At 63.5% G+C, this 18,413-nt stretch carries 13 protein-coding genes; 10 read left to right on the forward strand and 3 right to left on the reverse strand.

Going from position 1 to position 18,413, the window contains the following annotated elements:
* Positions 1-38: 38 nt before the first annotated feature.
* Positions 39-2,093 carry an EAL domain-containing protein gene (locus G3480_RS06785; protein ID WP_164653006.1) on the forward strand — a complete coding sequence of 685 codons (2,055 nt, stop codon included), beginning with the start codon at positions 39-41 and terminating at the stop codon, positions 2,091-2,093.
* A 187-nt stretch (positions 2,094-2,280) separates the two neighbouring features.
* The gene (hrpA, locus tag G3480_RS06790; RefSeq protein ID WP_164653008.1) at positions 2,281-6,261 is read left to right on the forward strand and encodes an ATP-dependent RNA helicase HrpA; all 3,981 of its coding nucleotides are present in this window, start codon (positions 2,281-2,283) and stop codon (positions 6,259-6,261) included.
* Between the two features lie 54 nt (positions 6,262-6,315).
* Here the strand turns inward: hrpA and G3480_RS06795 are convergent, their stop codons facing one another.
* Both G3480_RS06795 and G3480_RS06800 read right to left on the reverse strand, forming a co-directional pair.
* The gene (locus tag G3480_RS06795) at positions 6,316-6,678 is read right to left on the reverse strand and encodes a SpoIIAA family protein (protein ID WP_164653010.1); all 363 of its coding nucleotides are present in this window, start codon (positions 6,676-6,678) and stop codon (positions 6,316-6,318) included.
* A gap of 167 nt (positions 6,679-6,845) precedes the next feature.
* Positions 6,846-8,525, reverse strand: coding sequence for a J domain-containing protein (locus G3480_RS06800; protein ID WP_164653012.1), 1,680 nt, complete (start codon positions 8,523-8,525; stop codon positions 6,846-6,848).
* Between the two features lie 186 nt (positions 8,526-8,711).
* On the opposite strand from G3480_RS06800, the gene G3480_RS06805 reads away from it, so the two are divergent.
* Positions 8,712-9,131 (forward strand): PilZ domain-containing protein, encoded by a 420-nt coding sequence (locus G3480_RS06805; RefSeq protein WP_164653014.1) that lies wholly within the window; start codon positions 8,712-8,714, stop codon positions 9,129-9,131.
* A 92-nt stretch (positions 9,132-9,223) separates the two neighbouring features.
* Here the strand turns inward: G3480_RS06805 and G3480_RS06810 are convergent, their stop codons facing one another.
* Complete coding sequence (locus G3480_RS06810) at positions 9,224-10,858, reverse strand: alpha-D-glucose phosphate-specific phosphoglucomutase (RefSeq protein ID WP_164653016.1); 1,635 nt, start codon at positions 10,856-10,858, stop codon at positions 9,224-9,226.
* A 312-nt stretch (positions 10,859-11,170) separates the two neighbouring features.
* Between G3480_RS06810 and htpG the strand changes: the two genes are divergently transcribed.
* The 7 genes from htpG (at position 11,171) to hemN (ending at position 18,413) form a co-directional block, all read left to right on the forward strand.
* The gene (gene htpG / locus G3480_RS06815) at positions 11,171-13,090 is read left to right on the forward strand and encodes a molecular chaperone HtpG (protein WP_164653018.1); all 1,920 of its coding nucleotides are present in this window, start codon (positions 11,171-11,173) and stop codon (positions 13,088-13,090) included.
* A 243-nt stretch (positions 13,091-13,333) separates the two neighbouring features.
* Positions 13,334-13,993, forward strand: coding sequence for an adenylate kinase (adk, locus tag G3480_RS06820; protein ID WP_164653019.1), 660 nt, complete (start codon positions 13,334-13,336; stop codon positions 13,991-13,993).
* A 119-nt stretch (positions 13,994-14,112) separates the two neighbouring features.
* A complete protein-coding gene (trxA, locus tag G3480_RS06825; protein WP_164653021.1) occupies positions 14,113-14,487 on the forward strand; it encodes a thioredoxin in 375 nt (124 codons plus the stop codon).
* A 167-nt stretch (positions 14,488-14,654) separates the two neighbouring features.
* The gene (locus tag G3480_RS06830; RefSeq protein WP_240905634.1) at positions 14,655-15,101 is read left to right on the forward strand and encodes a DUF1249 domain-containing protein; all 447 of its coding nucleotides are present in this window, start codon (positions 14,655-14,657) and stop codon (positions 15,099-15,101) included.
* Positions 15,102-15,242: 141 nt separating this feature from the next.
* A complete protein-coding gene (locus G3480_RS06835) occupies positions 15,243-15,713 on the forward strand; it encodes an Rrf2 family transcriptional regulator (protein WP_164653023.1) in 471 nt (156 codons plus the stop codon).
* A 169-nt stretch (positions 15,714-15,882) separates the two neighbouring features.
* Positions 15,883-16,806 (forward strand): 50S ribosomal protein L3 N(5)-glutamine methyltransferase, encoded by a 924-nt coding sequence (prmB, locus tag G3480_RS06840; RefSeq protein WP_164653024.1) that lies wholly within the window; start codon positions 15,883-15,885, stop codon positions 16,804-16,806.
* Between the two features lie 221 nt (positions 16,807-17,027).
* The gene (hemN, locus tag G3480_RS06845) at positions 17,028-18,413 is read left to right on the forward strand and encodes an oxygen-independent coproporphyrinogen III oxidase (RefSeq protein ID WP_164653026.1); all 1,386 of its coding nucleotides are present in this window, start codon (positions 17,028-17,030) and stop codon (positions 18,411-18,413) included.

An 18,413-nucleotide genomic window follows, 5' to 3' on the forward strand; every position in this document is an offset into this window, starting at 1 on the left:
CTTGCGGCTAGAGACTCTTAGGAAATCGACTCGTAAAGATGCCTGATCACCCTTCCACCGGCGAAATTTTGCTCATCTCCGCGGACCCCGCGCTGGCCGCGGATCTAGCGCAGGCGCTGGACGCGCTCGATCTCTCCTTGGTCCAGCGTCAAGGTCTCTCCGAGGGCATCTCCACCGCCGGAGCGCAGCGTCCAGCACTGCTGCTGCTCGACACGCGCTTGCTCGCAGAACCGGACGAGATCCTGTCCTTTGCGGGCCAGCTGCCGACGGGGCAAGGTGGGGGTTCGGCCGCGCTGGTGATCTTGGTGGATCAGGAGGATATTCGTTATCGATTGGCGGCCATGCGCGCGGGCGCGGAGTCTGTCTTTTTGCTTGGCGATCCGGTCGAGCTGCTCGCCGAGCGGCTGGCCGAGATTCTAGGCGTCCGCCACCAGGGGCCGACTCGGGTGCTGGTCGTCGATGATCAGCCGGTCGCCGCGCTCTTTGCCTCGCGGGTGCTGCAGGGCGTGGGCATGGTGACCCAGCGGGTGACCAACGCCATGGATGTCATGGACGTCCTGGATGACTTCCGGCCGGATCTCGTGGTCATGGACCTGCACATGCCTGGCGCCTCGGGCATCGAGCTGACGGGCATCATCCGCGGCCGCGACAGCTTTGCCGACGTCCCCATCATTTTCCTTTCGGCGGAGCTGGATCCGGATGTGCAAATGGCGGCACTCAGGATCGGCGGGGATGAGTTCCTCTCCAAGCCGGTCGCGCCAGACCGCTTGGTGAACGTCGTTCGCGACCAGCTGCAGCGCGCAACGGAGCGCCGGCGTCGCTGGCGCGGGGCAGTGGGCATCGATCCGCTCACCCGGCTTGCGACCCGCGAGCGACTGCTCAAGCGGCTGGACTGGCTGCTCGGTCAAGCCTATTCGGCTCAGGCCGGCGTGGGTCGGCATCGGGTCGATCACGGCCGTATCGGCCACCGCGCCATCGTCTATCTGGACATCATGGGTGTGGACGAGAGCCTTCAGATGGCTGCCGCCGAGGTCTCTGCCCGGTTGAAGCCCGACGATCTTGCGGCGCGCGTCAGTGACCGCTCCATCGCCATTCTCGTATGCCGCGATTCCAATCAGCGGGTGGCGGAGTTCGCGCAAAGCCTCCTCTTCGGTGTTGGCAAGCTGCTTGAGGAGAAGACCATTGGGGCTGAGGTCGGGGGTGGTTGGTATCCCTTGACAGGCGCCTGCAAAGACGCCGTAACACTGGTGTCGCGCGCGGCAAAGGCGGCGCGCTGGTCCCTGCGCGGCGGGGCTGCCGAGGTTGGGCGCTACGAGAACGCCAAGTCCGCCGTGGCGCATGAGGAGCGCCGACTCAGCGTCTTGGATGCGGTTCGCTACGAGCGAATGGAGCTGCTATACGAGCCGATGGTGGCGCTCACAGGCATCGTAGGTGAGCGCTATGAGATGACGCCCAGACTCATCATCGGCGACGGCGAGGTCCTGCCGCCGGCGGAGTTTGTGTCGACGCTTGCCCGATCGGGTCTCGCGCCGCGATTCGACCGCTGGCTGCTTTCGGCCGGGCTGGATGTGCTCAAGAAGAAGATGGATGCCAAGGAGTCCGTGCTGCTGTTCATCCATCAATCACTCCTTGGCGTGGCGAAGGAAGACTGGATCTACTGGGTGCGCGATCAGATCAACGCGCGTGACCTCATCCGCCAGCGTCCCGTCCTGCAATTCGAGATCAGCGAGGCTGACCGCCAGTTGGAGCTGGCCATCAAGCGCTCACGCCAGCTAGGCCGACTTGGCATCCGCGTCTGTCTCAATGGCCTGGATTTCAGCGAGCGCAGCATGCGCGTGCTGCACTCGGTGCCCTCGGCCTATGTACGCATCAGCCGCCGCGTCATCCATGGGCCGGACGCGGACTCCATTGCTTGGCTGATCCAGTCGATCAAGGCCTGTGGCGCCAGGGTCATTGCAACAGGTGTCGATGGACCCGCAGCCATTGCGCGGCTCTTCAGCGAGGGTGTGGATCTGATTCAGGGACCCTATATTCAGCCGCCTGGGCTCGTCATGGATTTCGAGTTCGCCGCCGGGAGCGAGGCTGCGGCCTAGCCGATCTCGCCGCTACGCCTTGTGTCGCGAGACTGGGCGGCTCTGAGGATGTTGACCTCCAGGTCAAACAGCTAGAGGCTTGGAGGCCGACACTCCCGGCATTGGAGCTGCCGGCTTCATCGGCCTGTCATCCTAAGATTCGGCCGCTACTCATCTGCCGTTTTCCATCGACCCCTTTGGACCCAGCTTGACCGCGACCGATTTCCCCACTGAGCACGACCTCGAGCGTTGTCTGACGCGCGACAGCCACGCCTTTCGCGGACGGCTGCGCGGCCTGCGCCGCCGCGCGAAAACTGGCCAGCCCTTCGATCAGGGGCTCGTTAAGCTTTGGCAGGCGGTGCGTGATTCTCAAGCCTTGGTCGAGCGACGACGTGCTCAAGTGCCCGTCGTCAGCTATCCGCCGGAACTCCCGGTCAGCACGCGTCGCGATGAGGTCGCCGAGCTGATCGCGCACCACCAGGTGGTGGTGCTCTGCGGTGAGACCGGGTCGGGCAAGTCGACTCAGCTGCCTAAGATCTGCCTGGACCTGGGGCGCGGCATTCTTGGCCGCATCGGGCATACGCAGCCGCGCCGCATTGCCGCGCGCAGCCTTGCGAGTCGCGTTGCCCAAGAGCTGGGAACCGAGACGGGTGGCCTGGTGGGCTACAAGGTGCGCTTTCATGACCGCATCCGCCCCGAGACCTCGATCAAGCTGATGACGGACGGCATGCTGCTTGCCGAGATTCAGCAGGATCCTTTCCTCAACGAGTACGACACTCTCATCATCGACGAGGCCCACGAGCGCAGTCTCAACATCGACTTCCTGCTGGGCTATCTCAGGGGCATCCTTCCCAAGCGGCCTGACCTCAAGGTCATCGTCACCTCCGCGACCATTGACCCCGAGCGCTTCGCCAAGCACTTCGCCGATGCCGAGAGCAATCCAGCTCCGATCATCGAGATCTCCGGTCGTACCTATCCGGTCGAGGTCCGCTACCGTCCTCCCGAGGAGGAGAGCGCGGCGGAGCGCGACGATGAGATGCAGCAGGCCATCTCCGATGCAGTGGCCGAGCTGGCGCGGGTCGGGGCAGGGGATGTGCTCGTCTTTCTCTCCGGTGAGCGCGAGATTCGCGAGACCGCCGAGACCCTGCGCAAGCACCACCCGCCCTCGACCGAGATCCTGTCCCTGTTTGCGCGCCAGGGCCCGCGCGAGCAGGTCCGCATCTTCCAAGCGCACAGCACGCGCCGGGTGGTGCTCGCCACCAATGTGGCCGAGACCTCGCTGACCGTGCCCGGTATCCGCTACGTCATCGATCCCGGCTTCGCACGCATCAGTCGCTACAGTCACCGTACCAAGGTCCAGCGGTTGCCGGTCGAGCGCATCTCTCAGGCGAGCGCCAATCAGCGCAAGGGCCGCTGCGGGCGGGTCGCCGCGGGCGTCTGCATCCGCCTCTACACCGAGGACAACTTCCAAGCGCGCACGGAGTTCACGGAGCCGGAGATCTCGCGGACCAATCTGGCCGCGGTCATCCTGCAGATGAAGTTGCTCGGCTTCGGGGCCATCGAGCGCTTCCCCTTCGTGGATCCGCCGGACGCCAAGTTGGTCTCGGACGGCTATCGGACCTTGGAGGAGCTGGCCGCGATCGACGCCAAGGGTGATCTGACGTCCTTGGGCCGTCAGCTTGCACGCCTACCGGTCGATCCGCGCATCGCGCGCATGCTGCTGGCGGCGGTCGAGCACCAATGCCTGGAGGAGATGCTGATCATCGCAGCGGCGCTGAGTGTGCAGGACCCGCGTGAGCGCCCGCTCGACAAACAGCAGGCCGCCGACGAGATCCATGCGACCTTCTCTCATGAAGACTCGGATTTCCTGACCTTCCTCAACCTCTGGCAATTCCTGGAGAAGGAGCGCAAGGCGCTCTCGCGCAATAAGTTCACCAAGCTGTGTCAGCGGCATTTCCTGTCCTGGAATCGGGTGCAGGAGTGGCGCGACATCCATGCGCAGCTGCGCGAGCAGATGCTCGAGATGGGGTTTCAGTCATCCGCCGCAAGCGACCAGCCGTTCATCGCCGGGAGCCCAAAGACCGAGGCCGACCGCTACGAGAAGATCCATCGCGCACTGCTGAGTGGGCTGCTCAGCAACATCGGCTTTCGCGAGGCCGAGCGCGAGCTTCAGGGTGCGCGCAACAGCCGCTTCTTCATCCATCCGAGTTCCGGGCTCTTCGCCAAGCCGCCCAAGTGGGTGGTGGTCGCCGAACGGGTCGAGACGACGCGCCAATACGGTCGCACCGCCGCCAAGGTCCAACCGGCCTGGATCGAGCATAGCGCCAAGCACCTCATTCAGCGCAGCTACTCCGAGCCGCATTGGCAAGCCAAATCGGGCCAGGTCTCGGCCTATGAGAAGGTCACCCTCTATGGTGTGACCCTGGTGCCCAAGCGCCGCGTGAATTACGGGCCGATCAATCCCGCGGAGTCGCGGGAGATCTTTCTGCGCTTCGGATTGGCGGAGGGAGACTTCGAGACCCGGGCGCCGTTCTGGCGGCACAATCAGGACCTCATCGAGTACGTGCGCCACCTCGAGGCCAAGTCGCGTCGGCGCGACATCCTGGTCGACGAGGAGGCGATCTTTGCCTTCTACGCCGAGCGAGTCCCTAGCGGTATCTACTCGAAGCCGCAATTCGAGCAATGGCTCCGCCAGGCCAGCCGCAAGGATCCGAAGCTGCTGCACATGCAGATGTCCGACCTCATGCAGCACACGGCCGCCGATATCACCCAGCAGGCCTTTCCGGACAGCCTCCAGGTCGGCGCGACCGCGCTGCCCTTGGAGTATCACTTCGACCCCGGCAGCACAGTCGACGGCGTGACCTTGGTCGTGCCCTTGCCGCTGATCAATCAGGTCTCGGCCGATCGCCTGGAATGGCTGGTTCCAGGGTTGATCGAGGAGCGTATCGCGGCGCTCTTGCGCGGTCTGCCGAAGCAGACGCGCAAGTCCTTCGTCCCGATCCCGGATACGGCCGCGAAGCTCGCGGGCCGCCTCGCGCCCTCGGATCGCCCGCTGATTCAGGCATTGGGCGAGGAGCTGAAGGCCATGACCGGTCTTCAGGTTCCGGAGGATGCCTGGGACCCAAGGGCCGCGCCCGAGCATTTGCGGATGAAGATCCGGCTCGTCGACGAAGCGGGCAAGCGCATCGCCGTCGGCGACGATCCGGCGCAACTCAAGCGCCAATTCGCCGACCAGGCTCAGCAAGGCTTTGCCCATATTCCGAGCAGCGATTTGGAACGCGAGGGCATGACGCGTTGGGATTTTGGCGATCTGCCCGAACAGGTCGAGCTGACGCGTGGCGGTATCAAGCTGCGCGGCTTTCCGGCGCTGGTCGACGCCGGTGACAGCGTGGCCATTCAGGTCCTGGACTCGGCGGAGAATGCCGCCAAGGCCCAGCGCGCCGGCCTGCGACGGCTGTTGATGCTCCACTTAGGCGGAGACCTGCGGCGACTGCGCAACGGGCTGCCTAACCTGGATCGGATGCGCCTGCAATATGCCAAGGCGCCGAAGCTGGGCGAATCCGGCTCCGAGCAGAGGGGCAAGGTCAAGGCCGAGAAGGGCGCCGATCTGGCGGACGAACTCGTCGCGCTTATCCTCGATCTGACCTTCACCGAGGGGCTCGCGGAGATCCGCGCTCAGCAGGCCTTTGCTGCGCGGCTTGCCGAGCGCAAGGGGCGGCTCTTCGCGACCGCCAAGGAGGTCTCTGCCCTGGTCGGCGAGATCCTCGATGTCTATCAGGCGCTGCGCAAGCGCTTGGCGAACATCACCCAAGTCAATTGGATGCCCTCGGTGATGGACATTCGCGACCATCTCGACACCCTGGTGTTCCGCGGCTTCGCGCAGTCCGTGCCCTATGCCCGCCTCAAGGACTATCCGCGCTATCTCAAGGCGGTGAGTCAGCGCATCGACCGACTCGCGCACGCGCCGAGCAGGGACCGGCAATGGATGGCGGAGATGGCGGACATCCAGGCCCGCTGGCGGGAGCGAGCGCAGGCCGCGCGGTCGGTCGGGCGTCAGGATCCACGCCTGGATGAGATTCGCTGGCTGCTGGAAGAGCTGCGCGTCTCCCTCTTCGCCCAGCAGCTCGGCACCGCTACGCCCGTATCCGTCAAGCGCATCCGCACGCGCTGGAAGGAGCTGGGGCTGTGAGCTTGAATGGCATGGCCAGGCATCCTGACGCCACTCGGAGTGATCCGAACTCCGCTAGCTCGAACCTTTAGCCCAGCTCAGTGCCGCGTCCATCTCGCTGGCGTCGAAGTATTTGACCTCCGCGCGCGTGAAGGGCTTACAGAGCTTGGCCATCCAGCGCTCCCAGGACTTCTCGCCGACCAGGGCGATGCGTTCGAAGTCGGAGTAGTGTTCCATGCCCAGCTTGAAGTCGTCCCAGGCCGCCTGGAGGTCCCAGCCCTGGAAGTCTTCGAACTGGGCGAGCAGGCTGATCTTGTCCGTGGCGACTAATGCCGCTTCGATCTGGGGCACGAAGGTGCTGTAGTCCTCGTCATGCAGTTTTCCGCTGAGCTTGAAGCCCAGGACATTGTCGGCGCCGATGTTGATTTTCTCGATCATGGTTGTCGCCTCCGTTGAAGTCAGGGGCAGCGGGTCAATCTCGTCTCGCTCGGGTTCTGTCAGATCTTCTGGCCGATCTCCTGACGCGGCGGGTCGAGCGAGAGCCCCGCCCCTGATGCTTTCAGTCTAGCTGGGCTTGAGCCAAGTCGCTGGCCGCTCCGTCCCTGTCAGTAGCGTGCACGCAAGATCTTGAGTCCGCGTCCGTCGGGCTCGAACAGCAGTTGGATGATGCCTGCCTTGGTGGCGAGCCGTGATTGGGCATCCAGATAGCTGACCTGAAAGAGGGCGATTGCCGCGCAACGGTCGCCTTTGGCGGTTGGCTCGACTTGCAGCTGCTCGAAGGTGATGCGCCGGGCGGAGGTCTTGCTGAACCAATCCGCGTAGGTCTGGCGGATTGCGAACCAGGTCGCCAGATCGTTCTCCTTGGCGTGGGGGCTGTAGAGCGCCATGAATTGGTCGAGTGTGCCGGCTTGGTAGTAGCGCTGAAAGCGCCGGAGGACCTCGGGCACGGTGCTGCAGTCTCCATTCGGACTGGCTACGGCTGGTGCGGCGGGGATGGCGACGTCGGCCGCGCTGATCTGAAGCGGTCGCTCGGGCGCGGCTGGTGGTGTGGGTGGTGTCGGCGGCGCTGCGGGCGGGATGCTGAGGCGCGGCTTGTCGGGTATGGAGCTGAGGTTGCTTGCGTCCAGTGGTCGCAACCTTGGCTGGGGCGGCACGGCGCCGGCCTGCTCTGCTTGGGTTGGCTGTTGCGCGATTGCCTGGGCGGGCTCTGGCTCTGGCTCCGGGGTCTCCGCGACCTGGTGCGACGCCTGCGCCGATGTGTCTGGCGCGCTGGGTCGTTCCCTTGGGACCTCCTGCGCCAAGACTGGGGGCTGGTCGGGCGGCTCGAGGGGCTCTTGCGGGCCTGGCTCGGCCTCTGGCTGGACCATTGCTGAGGCTGGCGCGGGCTCGTCTTTGGCTGGCATGTCCTGCGGACGATTCGGCCGTCGCGCTGGCGGGATTGCCGCTGTGGGCGGCGCGACCTGGTCCGCCAAGAGGGTCCGTGCGGGTCCGCTAGTCTGCCCCTGAGTGTCTGCGTCGGGCGCTGCGACTGTCTTAGCATCCTCCTGATCATCACCCGGCTCGAGGACCGGGATGGGGGGCACTTGCGGGCTTTCGCCGAGCGGGTGGTGGATGATCTTGGGGATGATGCGGGGCTTCTCCGCGGGCTGAAGGGCAATGATGAGTATCAGGATGCCGAGCCCCCCCGCAAGACCCCCAAGGATACGCTTCTGTGTCCGCCCGAGTCCGCGTAGGTGAGCTGCTAGGCGGCCTGGGGCGCTTGACCAGAGCCTGTCGAACCAGTCTTTGAGTGCGGCAGCGCCCTTGCTCCAGTCGGGCCAGGCTGCACCTTCGCGGCTGGCCCTGCGCCCCGATGCGGCCTCGGCCCTCGCGGTTCCTTTGCCCGCGCGCTTGCGGTGCGCTTCGAAGGCGCGGTTGAGTCGGTCCGTGCGCTCTGTGGCCCATGCCGTGCGGTCAGGGTGGTGGTCGGGATGATAGACCTGGACCAAACGCCGGTATCGTTGCTTGACCCGCGCCTGGTCGGCGTCGGCGGGCAGACCTGGCGTCAGGGGAGAGGTGCCCTCGGCGGCGTCGAACAAGAGGGCATCGAGCAGTCGGAAGGCGCGCCTGCATGCCTCCTGGCGGCTCATGTGCAGCCTGCCGATGGCACGATCCAATTCCGCGACGCGGGCGTGTTCTGGATTGCTCAGCCAGAGCAGCAGGGTGTCGAGGTGGACCTCTAGAAGAGGCGAGTGGCGGCCCGTCGACAAGGATTTGGCGACCTGCTTGGTCCAATGCGCTGCCATAGTTTGGAGATCTGGATGTCGGGTTGGCTCGGTGCGACGAGCCATCACTATAGCCTGTCGGTCCCGCGGCTTGGTAAATGCGGGTGCGCGGCCGGCGGTGCGTTTTTGGCACCGGGTTCTTGTATTCGCCGATGCTGCGCTATGCTTTTCGCAGGGCTAACGATCGATCTCGGTGCGTGACGGACTATGACCCAGACCCAGCGTCAGTTTTTGCGCCACCCGGCGGATGTTCCCATCAGCTACAGTCTGCGCGATGTCGTCGACAGCCAAAGCGACTATCTGCGCGACATCGGCGAGGGTGGTCTCTGCTTCACCTCCAGAATCCCGATCTCGCCAGGGACCAGCATCCATATCGAGATCCCCATCGCTCAGCCTGTCTTCCGCGCCGATGGCGTCGTCGTCTGGTGCAGCGCGGCGGATCGCGGCTTCGAGGTTGGCGTGCGCTTCGAGGGGGTCGAGGCCGAATACAGCATCCGCATGGTGGAGCAGGTCTGTCATATCGAGCACTACCGACGCCAGGTGCTGGACCAAGAGGGGCGTTCGCTGACGAGCGAAGAGGCGGCGCTCGAGTGGATTGAGCAATTTGCGGAACGCTTTCCGCGCTGATCCAAGCGCCCCGCGCAGCGCCATGGGGTCGGTGCTGCGCGGTGGGTTCGGTGCTGCGCGGTGGGGTCGGTGCTGCGCGGTGGGTGACGGACTCAGGTAATGACGTCGGGTTCGCTGCGCCCCGTGCGTGCCTCGATCTGGGCAAGCTCCCGCGCGATGAGGATGAGCGGCTGCATTGCTTCCTGTGTCTCTTGCTGATGACGGGCGGGATCCGGCTCGAAATACTCCAGATAGACGCGCAAGGTGGCTCCGGCGGTGCCCGTGCCTGAGAGTCGGTAGACGATGCGGGCACCGCTGTCGAAGCCGATGCGGATGCCTTGGTGCTCGGAGGTGCTGCCGTCGACGGGGTCGGTGTAGGCGAAATCGTCCGCATAGCTCACGGTCTGATCGCCGAGCGTCTTGCCGGCCAGATCGGGCAGCAGGATGCGCAGGTGATCCATGAGGCCTTCTGCGCCTGCGAGGTCGACACCCTCGTAGTCGTGGCGGGTGTAGAAGTTGCGGCCGAAGCGCCGCCAGTGATCCGTGACGATCTCGGCGACCGACTGCTGGCGCACGGCGAGCAGGTTGAGCCAGAAGAGCACTGCCCAGAGCCCGTCCTTCTCGCGCACGTGATCCGAGCCCGTGCCGAAACTCTCTTCACCGCAGAGCGTGATGCGGCCGGCGTCCAGCAGGTTGCCGAAGAACTTCCACCCGGTGGGCGTCTCGAAGCACTCGACGCCAAGGAAGTCGGCGACGCGGTTGGCGGCCTGGCTGGTCGGCATGGAGCGGGCGATGCCGCGGATGCCGCTGGCGTAGCCGGGCGTCTGGTGGGCATTGGCGGCCAGGACGGCGAGGCTGTCGCTGGGGGTGACGAAGAAGTCCTTGCCGAGGATCATGTTCCGGTCGCCGTCGCCATCCGAGGCGGCGCCGAAGTCGAGTCCATCCGAGCCCTGCGTGAGGGCGACCAGCTCCTTGGCATGGGCCAGGTTGGGGTCCGGGTGACCGCCGCCGAAGTCTTCTTTCGCCTCGGCGTTCATCACGGTGCCCGGCATGGCCCCGAGGCGGTTCTCGAGGATCTCGACCGCATAGGGGCCGGTGACCGCGTTCATGGCGTCGAAGCGCATGCTGAAGTGGCCGGAGTTGAAGAGCTGGTGGATGGCGTTGAAGTCGAACAGGGATTCCATCAACTCCGCGTAGTCCTTGACGGGATCCATGACCTCGACCTCGGTCTCACCGAGCTGCAGGGTGCCGAGGGCGTCGAGGTCGATGACCGGGGCGTCCAGCGTCAGATAGTGGTCGATGGTGCAGGTGCGCGCGTAGATGGCGTCGGTGACGGATTCGGACGCCGGTCCACCATTGGCGGCGTTGAACTTGATGCCGAAGTCCTCGTCCGGTCCGCCTGGGTTGTGGCTGGCGGAGAGCACGATGCCGCCCTGGGTCTTGTATTTGCGGATGACGCAGGAGACCGCAGGCGTTGAGAAGATGCCGCCGCGGCCGACCAGGATCTTGCGCACCCCGTTGGCGGCGGCCATGCGCAGGATGATCTGGATGGCCTCGCGGTTGAAGTAACGGCCGTCGCCGCCGACGACCAGGGTGCCGCCCTTGAGTTCGGCCTGGGTGTCGAAGATCGCCTGGACGAAGTTCTCCAGGTAATGCGGCTGCTGAAAGACCTTGACCTTCTTGCGCAGGCCGGAGGTGCCGGGCTTCTGCCCGTCGAATGGCGTCGTTGCAATGTTTTGCGTTTCCATCTTCAAACCCTTGACTTGTGGTCGATCTGCCTTCACTGAGCGGCCAGCGCAAGGCTGGAGGAGACGGCAACGCGCGCCCGGGGCGCATGATCAAGCGTCGCCATGTAAGGGGATGGGCCCGTCTCGCGCGCACGCGGTGAGTCGAGCATCAAGCCCGATCATTGTATCCGCGCCCCGCCATGCGACAATAGTGGATTAACTGCGTGCGCGGGTGCGGCCAGGGTCGACCCCCGTGCGCTCGAACGCTTCCTTGGTATATGAACTCCCGTCCAAGGAGTTCAAAGCATCGTTAAGTTGAGGTGATGACAGAAGATGACAGTAGAAGCGCATAAGGAAACATTGGAGTTCCGGGCCGAAGTCAGCCAGGTACTGGATTTGGTGATCCGGTCTCTTTATTCGAACAAGGAGATCTTCCTGCGCGAGCTGATCTCGAATGCATCGGACGCCGCCGAGAAGCTCCGCTTTGAGGCGCTCAGCGACGAAGGCCTCTATGAAGGCGACGGCGAGCTGCGCATTCGGGTCACGGTCGATCGCGACGCCGGCACGCTCTCGGTGTCGGACAACGGCATCGGTCTCAGCCGCCAAGAGGTGATGGACACCATCGGCAGCATCGCCAGCTCGGGCACGCGCCGCTTCTTGGAGAACTTGTCCGGCGACCAGGTCAAGGATAGCAAGCTGATCGGTCAGTTCGGTGTCGGGTTCTACTCCGCCTTCATCGTCGCGGACAAGGTGACCTTGACCTCGCGCCGCGCCGGTCTGAGCGCCGAGCATGGCGTGCGCTGGGAGTCCGACGGGCGCGGCAGCTACAACCTGGAGAACGTCGAGAAGGCGGAGCGCGGCACGGTCGTGACCCTGCACCTGAAGGAAGATGAGAAGGAGTTTCTGGACAGTTGGCGGCTGCGCTCCATCATCAGCAAGTTCTCCGATCACGTCGCCTTGCCGGTCGAGATGGAGAAGGAACTCTATGGCGAGGAGGCGGAGCAAAAGAAGGGCGAGCCGCCGGAATTCGAGCAGGTCAACCGCGGCACGGCGCTGTGGATGCGTAATAAGTCGGAACTCACCGACGAGGAGTATCACGACTTCTACAAGCACGTCTCGCACGATTTCGAGCCGCCGCTTGCCTACGCCCACAACCGGGTGGAGGGCACCAACGAGTACACCACGCTGCTCTATGTGCCGAAAAAGGCACCCTGGGACCTTTGGGATCGCGACCAGAAGCATGGTGTCAAGCTCTACGTCCGCCGCGTCTTCATCATGGATGAGGCCGACAAGCTGATGCCGCACTATCTGCGCTTCGTGAAGGGCATCGTCGACTCCGACGATTTGCCGCTCAACGTCTCGCGCGAGATCCTGCAGCACAACCGCAAGATCGACACCATCCGTCAGGCCAACACCAAGCGGATCCTGGGGCTGCTCGAGACCATGGCGAAGGACGAGCCGGAGAAGTACGGCGCGTTCTGGGATGAGTTCGGCAAGGTGCTGAAGGAAGGGCCGGCGGAGGACTTCGCGAACAAGGAGCGCATCGCCGGCCTCATGCGCTTCGCCACCACGCACGGCGATAGCAGTGCGCAGCGCGAGTCCCTCGACGGCTACATCGAGCGGATGAAGGAAGGTCAGGACAAGATCTACTACATTGCTGCCGACAGTGCGGCAGCGGCGCGCCATAGCCCGCACCTGGAGGTCTTCCGCAAGAAGGGCGTGGAGGTGTTGCTGTTGTCCGACCGGGTCGACGAGTGGCTGGTCAGCCACTTGACGGAGTACAAGGGCAAACAGCTCCAGTCGATTGCCAAGGGTGATCTGGACTTGGGCGAGCTGGCCGACAAGGAGGAGAAGGAGGCCAAGGAGAAGGCAGCGGAAGAGCACGGCTCACTGCTCGAGCGGCTCAAACAGTCGCTCGGCGATCGGGTTGCCGATGTGCGGCCCAGCACCCGGCTGGTCGATTCCCCGGCCTGCTTGGTGGTGGGCGAGGATGACATGAGCGCCAACCTGGCGCGCGTCCTCAAGGCGGTCGGCCAAGATGCGCCCAAGACCAAGCAGACGCTGGAGGTCAATCTGGACCACCTGCTGGTCAAGCGCTTGGAGTCTGAGGCCAATGACGAGCGCTTCGGCGACCTCAGTCTCGTGCTCTTCGACCAGGCGCAGCTTGCCGAGGGAGGGCAGCTGGATGATCCGGCGGCCTTCGTCGGGCGTCTGAATAAGCTGATGCTCAACATGATGATGGCGGGCGGCTGAGGCCCGCTCGGCATCGATCTGAGCGACGGCACAGGGAGGTGCCTGGAGTGCGGTGGGCGATGTCGGTCCGCTGCGGCGAGTCGGTCGGCTCCCAGGCTGACGCTTTGTGATTCCCTCTCGTCTTTCGGGCCGCAGGCGCCTGCGCAAAGGGTTGCGAGCGGCCTTGCGTGGCCGGTGGTCCGTCAGGATCAGGCTGTGGCACACTGCCCAACCCGAGAATAAAAACACTGAGGAACAGAGACTATGCGCATCATCCTACTCGGCGGCCCAGGCGCCGGCAAAGGTACTCAAGCCGGCTTCATCAAGGCGCACTACAAGATCCCCCAGATCTCGACTGGCGATATGCTCCGGTCGCACGTCAAGCAAGGCACTGAGCTTGGTCAGGCCGCGAAGAAGATCATGGATGAGGGCGGCTTGGTCTCAGACGACATCATCATGGGGATGGTCAAGGAGCGCATCCTAGAGGACGACTGCAAGAAGGGTTTTCTGTTCGATGGTTTTCCGCGCACGCTGGCGCAGGCCGATGCGCTCAAGGAGGCTGGCGTGGTGGTCGACGCAGTGGTCGAGATCGACGTGCCGGATGAGGAGATCATCAAACGCATGTCGGGCCGGCGGGTTCATCTGGCCTCCGGACGGACCTATCATCTGGTGTTCAATCCGCCAAAGGCCGAAGGCAAGGACGATGAGACTGGCGAGCCGCTCATTCAGCGCGACGACGACCGCGAGGACACCGTCAAGGCGCGTCTGAAGGTCTATCACGATCAAACAGAACCGCTGATCGGCTACTACTCCTCCTGGGCCGCGCAGGGCGGGGAGGGTGCTCCTAGGTACGTCAAGGTAGAGGGTATCGGGACGGTCGACGAGATTCGTGGTCGTATCTTCGGTGGCCTGGGCAGCGCTTGATTCAGCGCCGATTCAATGCCCCTTTCGGTAGAGCGATAACCCGGTTAACGCAGGGGTTAGGCCGCAGGGGCAGGTGTTTCTGTTAGTATCCCCGGCAAATCCATTTACGGGGAGTCACTATGGCCGTTGTAGAGCTTGATACCGCCAGCTTTGAGAGCACCATCCAGGACAGCGACTTCGTCATCGTTGATTTTTGGGCGCCTTGGTGTGGTCCCTGCCGCTCCTTCGCGCCGGTCTACGAAAAAGTGTCGGAAGATTTCGACGACGTCGTCTTCGCCAAGGTCAATACCGAGGAGCATCAGCAGATCGCGGCCCACTTTCAGATCCGCTCGATTCCGACGCTGATGATCTTTCGCGAGCAGATCATTATTTTCTCGCAGGCTGGGGCGCTTCCCGAGGGCTCCTTCCGCGACCTGCTCAGCAAGGCCAAGGAGTTGGACATGGCCGAGGTCAAACGGCAGATTGCCGAGCAGCAAGAGAGTCAGCAGGCCTGATCCAGCGCCAATGACGACGGCAGCCTGGATCCGCGCTGCCGCATCGCTCTGAGTCCGACTAGGTCATCGTTATGCCGCCCACCTCGCTCTGATTAGCCATGCAGCGCCCTTGCCCCAAATGGCCCGCTGCCGATCTGCTCTTAGGGCGCCCCGACGTGGGCGCCCTAATGGCTTTGTGCGAGGAGAACTTCACGCTGATGCAGCGTTTGGCGCCTGGGCTGCGGCTGCTCTCGGGCAGCCTGACCTCGACGCAGCGCGGCGTCATCGACTTGCATCTGAACATCGAAGCGCAGTCTCCCTACACCACCCAAGTGCGCCTGACCCATTTGTTCGGCGTGAATGGCGAGCGCGACCCGCGCCCGGATCCGGATGCCCGCCTGCGCGTCTATCATGATGCCCGGCAGATCGAGGTCCTGGACCTGCGGCAGTCCGTCCTGCGATTGAGCAAGGACTACGCCCATCCGGCCCTGCTCGATAAGTGGCAGGCCAATTTGTTTCTGTCGAAATGGCTCGTGTTCTGTCTGCGTCAGGGGCACAGATTTGGCGTGGCTGCCTGCCCAACGGCGTCCTCCGAGGCCGATACGCTGCCGCCCACCTGCCTCGCTCGCTCCTAAGCGCTTGCTGTGTATGTTGCCCCAGCTTTCAACGGCGTATTGAAATGGGCAAATTGTTGACTAATTTACTTGACTAGAGGCGTGGCGGTAGATGCGCCGAGACGCTCGATCAACGATCAACAAGTAGCAGGCACTCCGACCATGAGACTATCCACCAAAGGCAGATATGCGGTTACGGCCATGCTCGACCTTGCCCTAAGCTCCGGCAAGGGCCCTGTGACCTTGGCTGACATCTCGGTCAACCAGGGCATCTCACTGTCGTATCTGGAGCAACTGTTCGCCGCACTGCGGGCCAAGAAGTTGGTGCGTGGTGTGCGCGGTCCAGGCGGTGGCTACTACCTCGGCAAGACCCCGGAGGAGATCTCCATCGCCAACATCATTTGCGCGGTGGACGAGTGGGTGGAGTTTACGCGCTGCGGCGGGCGTGAGAACTGTCGCGAGGGCCAGCGCTGCTTGACCCATCATCTGTGGGATCAGCTCAGCGACGAGATCTTCCGCTTCCTGAGCGACATTACGCTGCAGGATCTGGTCGAGCGCGGCCGGGCCGGTAAGGTCGATGTGGATGGCGCAGGTCTCGGGCTCGGCCAGGATAAGGGGCGTCGCGCTGCCTAGACCTCAGTGGCCGCCGCGCATGGCGCCGCGCCCCATTCATTGGCTTTACGCGCGGGCTGAAATGATCTGGGCGGCAATGGTATCCTTTGTCGCTTACGCTCGAGTTCGCGAGAGGCGCGTCGCCTCGACGCACTCGAGATTCAAGATCTAACGACGCGGTTCGAGTGCCATGGCAGAGCAGCCAGAGGGTTTGGTCAGCATCAAAGACTTCGTGCGCTGGGGCGCGAGCCGCTTCAACGCCCATGGGCTGTTTTTCGGTCATGGTACGGATAACGCGGTCGACGAGGCGGCTCAACTCGTCTTGAGTGCCTTACATTTAGAGTCCGACTTGCCGGCGGCCTTCCACGATTGCCGCTTGACCTCCGCTGAGCGTGAGGCCATCGCGGCGCTGATCGAACGGCGCTTAGTCGAGCGTGTTCCGGCGGCCTACCTGACGGGAAGCGCTTGGTTCGCGGGCCTCGAGTTCGCCGTCAACGCGCACGTCCTGGTGCCTCGCTCGCCGATTGCCGAGGTGATCGAAAACGCTTTCCATCCCTGGATTGCGCCTGACGGGATCGAGCGCGTGCTGGATCTCTGCACTGGGAGCGGCTGCATCGGTATCGCCGCGGCAGTCTATCTGCCGGAAGCCGATGTCGATCTCGTAGACGTCTCTCCTGACGCCCTGAGTGTCGCGCGCGAAAACGTCGAGCGTCATGGGGTGGCGGCGCGGGTGCGCGTGCTCGAGTCCGATCTCTTCGACGGCCTGCGCGGAAACCGCTACGATGTCATCGTCTCGAATCCGCCCTATGTTTCCCGCGCCGAGCTTGAGAGTCTTCCGCTCGAGTATCATCGCGAGCCTCGTCTTGGCCTGCTCGGCGGTGAGGATGGCCTGGATTTGGTGTTTCGCATCCTTGCTGAGGCGGACCGCTTTCTGACCGATGATGGCATTCTCATCGTTGAGGTGGGCAGCTCGGCAGAGACCCTGGAGCAGCGTCTTCCCGAGGTTCCCTTCACCTGGTTGGAGTTCGAGCGTGGCGGAGACGGCGTTTTCATCCTGACCCGCGAGCAGCTCGTCGCGAGTCAGCCGCTGGTCGAGGCGATTTTGGGGTCATGAGTCTGGGGCGGACCTATAGCGTCCATGCCGGACGGCAGCGGCGGTCTGTCATTCCTGGACCTGGCGAGCACATTCGCGGAAGAGATTCCATACCCTGCTCAAGCAGATCAACGAGACTCCTCGTGGTGGGCTCGATGTTAGCGGGGATGATGCCTGAACAGGCTTTACGTAATAGGCCGACTGGGAGCCACAGGCGTGCCCCACGGCTGGAGGATTGAACGGTGGAGCAAGGCGTTTCCTTCGACCTTGATTTGATTCGTCGCTACGACCAAAGCGGTCCGCGCTATACCTCGTACCCAACTGCGGTCGAGTTCGATGAATCCTTTGATGAGGCAGCCTACAAGGCAACCTGTGCGCGCAGCAACGAGAGCGGTCGGCCGCTCTCGATCTATTTCCATATCCCCTTCTGTGACACGGTCTGTTTCTACTGCGCATGCAACAAGATCGCGACCAAGGACCGCTCTTTGGCGCAGCCGTACTTGGATCGCGTCTATCGCGAACTCGAGATGCAGTCCGCGCTCTTCGACAAGTCGCGCCAGGTCGAGCAGTTGCACTGGGGTGGTGGCACGCCAACCTTCCTGAGCAACGATCAGATGACCGAGCTGATGGAGGTAACGCGCCGTCATTTTACCTTGGCGGATGACGATGTCGGTGAATTCTCGATCGAGATCGATCCGCGTGAGGCGGACGCCGAGTCAATCAAGGTGCTGCGCCAGATCGGCTTCAACCGCATGAGTCTCGGTGTGCAGGATTTCGACGAGCGCGTGCAGACCGCCGTCAACCGTATTCAGACCGAAGAGCAGACCATGGCGGTGCTGAACGCAGCGCTGGACGAGGGCTTCCGGTCCATCAGTATCGACCTTATCTATGGCCTGCCCTTCCAGTCGGTCGAGAGCTTCGCCAAGACCCTGGATCGAGTGATCGCGGTCAATCCGCAGCGCCTGTCGATCTTCAATTACGCGCACCTGCCAGAGCGTTTCAAGCCCCAGCGCCGCATCCAGGATGCCGATCTGCCGGCGCCCGAGGTCAAGCTGGACATCTTGCAGGAAACCATCGCGCGTCTCGCCGACGCGGGCTATGTCTATATCGGCATGGACCACTTCGCACGTCCGGACGACGAGCTTGCGCTGGCGCAGCAGGCCGGGACCCTGTATCGCAATTTCCAGGGCTACTCGACCCACGCCGATTGCGATCTCATCGGGATCGGCGTGACCTCCATCGGTAAGGTCGACAACACCTACGGCCAGAATCGCCGCGGCCTGGACGAATACTACGCGGACATCGACGCGGGCCGTCTGGCGGTCTACCGGGGAATCGAGCTGAACCGCGACGACCTCATTCGCCGCGATATGATCACCCAGCTCATCTGTCACTTCGAACTCGACATGCGTGTCGCCGAGGCCAAGTGGGACATCCAGTTCGCCGACTATTTCGCGGACAGTCTGGATAAGCTCAAGGGTATGGAAGCGGATGGCTTGGTCGAGCTGACAGCCGACAAGATCCGCATCCTGCCGCGCGGACGGCTCCTGGTGCGCAATATCTGCATGACCTTCGACGCCTATCTGGCGTCCAAAACTGGCCCGATCGGCTTCTCCAAGGTCATCTAG

Origin of the sequence: Thiorhodococcus mannitoliphagus (assembly GCF_010915725.1) — a bacterium.
Classification (GTDB): Bacteria; Pseudomonadota; Gammaproteobacteria; order Chromatiales; family Chromatiaceae; genus Thiorhodococcus; species Thiorhodococcus mannitoliphagus.

What these genes read in the sequence shown, in the direction of transcription:
- G3480_RS06830 (WP_240905634.1), top strand. Translation starts at nt 14,655, where the DNA reads ATGGCTTTGTGCGAGGAGAACTTCACGCTGATGCAGCGTTTGGCGCCT.
- adk (WP_164653019.1), top strand. Translation starts at nt 13,334, where the DNA reads ATGCGCATCATCCTACTCGGCGGCCCAGGCGCCGGCAAAGGTACTCAA.
- prmB (WP_164653024.1), top strand. Translation starts at nt 15,883, where the DNA reads ATGGCAGAGCAGCCAGAGGGTTTGGTCAGCATCAAAGACTTCGTGCGC.
- htpG (WP_164653018.1), top strand. Translation starts at nt 11,171, where the DNA reads ATGACAGTAGAAGCGCATAAGGAAACATTGGAGTTCCGGGCCGAAGTC.
- G3480_RS06805 (WP_164653014.1), top strand. Translation starts at nt 8,712, where the DNA reads ATGACCCAGACCCAGCGTCAGTTTTTGCGCCACCCGGCGGATGTTCCC.
- G3480_RS06810 (WP_164653016.1), bottom strand. Translation starts at nt 10,858, where the DNA reads ATGGAAACGCAAAACATTGCAACGACGCCATTCGACGGGCAGAAGCCC.
- G3480_RS06785 (WP_164653006.1), top strand. Translation starts at nt 39, where the DNA reads ATGCCTGATCACCCTTCCACCGGCGAAATTTTGCTCATCTCCGCGGAC.
- G3480_RS06795 (WP_164653010.1), bottom strand. Translation starts at nt 6,678, where the DNA reads ATGATCGAGAAAATCAACATCGGCGCCGACAATGTCCTGGGCTTCAAG.
- G3480_RS06800 (WP_164653012.1), bottom strand. Translation starts at nt 8,525, where the DNA reads ATGGCAGCGCATTGGACCAAGCAGGTCGCCAAATCCTTGTCGACGGGC.
- trxA (WP_164653021.1), top strand. Translation starts at nt 14,113, where the DNA reads ATGGCCGTTGTAGAGCTTGATACCGCCAGCTTTGAGAGCACCATCCAG.
- G3480_RS06835 (WP_164653023.1), top strand. Translation starts at nt 15,243, where the DNA reads ATGAGACTATCCACCAAAGGCAGATATGCGGTTACGGCCATGCTCGAC.